Origin of the sequence: Collinsella sp. 4_8_47FAA (assembly GCF_000763055.1) — a bacterium.
GTDB lineage: Bacteria > Actinomycetota > Coriobacteriia > Coriobacteriales > Coriobacteriaceae > Collinsella.
In genome coordinates this window covers 29340-31688 of sequence record NZ_KN214135.1, presented here as the reverse complement: position 1 = coordinate 31688, position 2349 = coordinate 29340, and the positions used below count along the sequence as shown (strand labels likewise).

At 62.3% G+C, this 2349-nt stretch carries 4 protein-coding genes; 3 read left to right on the top strand and 1 reads right to left on the bottom strand.

Annotated elements, in window-relative coordinates; genetic code table 11:
* The 3 genes from HMPREF9463_RS03500 to HMPREF9463_RS03490 all read left to right on the top strand — a co-directional run.
* Nucleotides 1–418, top strand: a 418-nt coding sequence (locus HMPREF9463_RS03500; protein ID WP_035137251.1) for an IS3 family transposase, incomplete at its 5' end; no start/stop codon positions are given.
* A 164-nt stretch (nt 419–582) separates the two neighbouring features.
* A complete protein-coding gene (locus HMPREF9463_RS03495) occupies nt 583–1032 on the top strand; it encodes a MarR family winged helix-turn-helix transcriptional regulator (RefSeq protein WP_035137250.1) in 450 nt (149 codons plus the stop codon).
* Nucleotides 1033–1151: 119 nt separating this feature from the next.
* Complete coding sequence (locus HMPREF9463_RS03490; protein WP_035137249.1) at nt 1152–2006, top strand: DegV family protein; 855 nt, start codon at nt 1152–1154, stop codon at nt 2004–2006.
* 70 nt (nt 2007–2076) lie between these two features.
* On the opposite strand, the gene HMPREF9463_RS03485 is transcribed toward HMPREF9463_RS03490, so the two are convergent.
* Nucleotides 2077–2349: IS3 family transposase (locus tag HMPREF9463_RS03485; protein ID WP_035137248.1), on the bottom strand; the 273-nt coding region annotated here is incomplete at its 5' end.

Here is a 2349-nt window from a genome sequence, read left to right as displayed (position 1 = left end):
GGTGCTCGACTTCTGCACGAAGGAGATCGTGGCGAGCGACATATCGACCTCGCCGGACCTCGCCCAGCAGCACAGGATGCTCGACCGGCTCCTCGAGGCCCTGCCCGACGGGGCGGCGCCGACCATGCACTCGGACATGGGCTGGCAGTACCAGCACGAGTCCTACGCCTCCAGGCTGGAGGGGGCGGGCATCACCCAGAGCATGTCGCGCAAGGGGAACTGCATCGACAACGCCGCCACCGAGCAGCTCTTCGGCCACGTGAAGGACGAGTTCTACCGCGGCAGGGAGTGGGGCAGCTTCGGGGACTTCAAGCGCGACCTGGAGGAGTACATAGACCATTGGAACACGCGGCGCAGGCAGGTAAGATTGAAGGGCCTGACGCCGGAGGAGTTCCGGAACCGGGCCCTTGCGGCGTAGTCGCTATTTGTTCAGTCCAAGTTTCGGGGCGCAGTTCACTGTCCCCTTTGTGGTGGTTTTTATGTTGATGGGTTAACAAATGGGGTATTTGGGTACGGGTGTCGCCTTATGCGACTAAGATGTTTACCCGTAAGCATTATGCAAGCGAAAGGCGGTCGTCTCCCATGCAGCAGAACGACGAGACACGTTTCGAGGACTTTGTCGGACTGATCAGCGGGCTCTACAAGGAGATCCAGCGCATTAAGACATCCGAGGGCGCAAGGCTGGGCCTCAAGGGCTCCGACGTTATGTGCCTTTACTATCTTGAGCGCAGCAAGGACGGCCTGACTGGCGCTGACCTGGCTCGCATGGCAGGCGTGACCCGCGCCGCCGTCTCGCGTACGCTCGCTCATCTGGAGGAGGGCGGCTACGTCGAGGTCGACGATTCGGGCGATGCCGCCGTTAAGTATCGTGCTCCGGTGCGCCTGACCGCTCTGGGCGGCGAGAGCATGAGCGAAGCGGACCGCATCATTCGCGAGGTGCTCGATACCACCGGTAAGGCTATGGGTGTGGAGCAGCGCGAGCAGATGTATGCGTCGCTGCGCACGATTCTCAACACCCTGCGCGAGCTGTAGGGCCGCCAAGGCTTTTGCTTCCAATTAACAACTGCATAGTCCTGTTTGAGCGCGTATACCGTGCCGGGGCCTTGCTGTCAAAATTCCCTGCGCGGGACCTGCGCAAGAAAGGATTCGCTATGTCCGTCCGCATTATTACCGATTCCGCAAGCGATATGTCGCCGGTCGAGCACCCCGCTCTGCGTGTTTTGCCGCTGTCCGTCACCTTTGGCACCGATGTGTATATGGATGGCGTCGACATCGATCATCAGCGCTTTTACGAGATGCTCGTGGAGCGCGATGAGCTGCCCAAGACCGGCCAGGTCAACCCGTACGCGTTTTCGCAGGCGATTGCCGAGGCACGTGAGGCCGGCGACGAGGCAGTGATTATTACCGTGGGCGCCAAGCTTTCGGGCACCAATCAGAGTGCCCGTACCGCACTTGCCGAGGCGCCGGGCGGCGACGTGTTCGTGGTGGACAGCAATAACGTCACCCTGGGCGAGCGTGTCCTGGTCGAGTATGCGTTGCGCTTGGTGGACGAGGGCCGTAGTGCGGCCCAGATCGCGGCGGCCGTCGAGGCAGTCCGTGACCGCGTGGTGGTTATCGGTCTGCTTGAGACGCTGGAGTACTTGGTGCGCGGCGGTCGCCTGTCTGCTGCGGCCGGCGCTGTGGGCACGTTGCTCAACGTAAAGCCCGTTGTGGCCGCCGAGGACGGCCTGATCGTGCAGCTGGGCAAGGCGCGCGGTTCCAAGAACGGTCGTAACCTGCTCAACCAGAAGGTAGAAAAGGCGGGCGGCGTCGACTTTTCCATGCCGCTGGCGCTGGGCTATACAGGCCTTTCGGACGCCGTGCTCAAGAAATATATCGAGGACAGCGCGGCACTGTGGGCCGGTCACACCGAGGGCGAGCTGTCCATCCACACCATTGGCGCCACCATCGGCACCCACGTGGGCCCCGGCGCCGTAGCCGTAGCCTTCTTCCGCCCCGCCAACTAGCTTTCCGGTCAAAACCACCACAAAGGGGACAGTGAACTGCGCCCCGAAACTTGGACTGAACAAATAGCGACTACGCCGCAAGGGCCCGGTTCCGGAACTCCTCCGGCGTCAGGCCCTTCAATCTTACCTGCCTGCGCCGCGTGTTCCAATGGTCTATGTACTCCTCCAGGTCGCGCTTGAAGTCCCCGAAGCTGCCCCACTCCCTGCCGCGGTAGAACTCGTCCTTCACGTGGCCGAAGAGCTGCTCGGTGGCGGCGTTGTCGATGCAGTTCCCCTTGCGCGACATGCTCTGGGTGATGCCCGCCCCCTCCAGCCTGGAGGCGTAGGACTCGTGCTGGTACTG

Excerpts from the sequence above, each read along its gene's own strand:
- HMPREF9463_RS03495 (WP_035137250.1), top strand. The coding sequence starts at position 583 with ATGCAGCAGAACGACGAGACACGTTTCGAGGACTTTGTCGGACTGATC.
- HMPREF9463_RS03490 (WP_035137249.1), top strand. The coding sequence starts at position 1,152 with ATGTCCGTCCGCATTATTACCGATTCCGCAAGCGATATGTCGCCGGTC.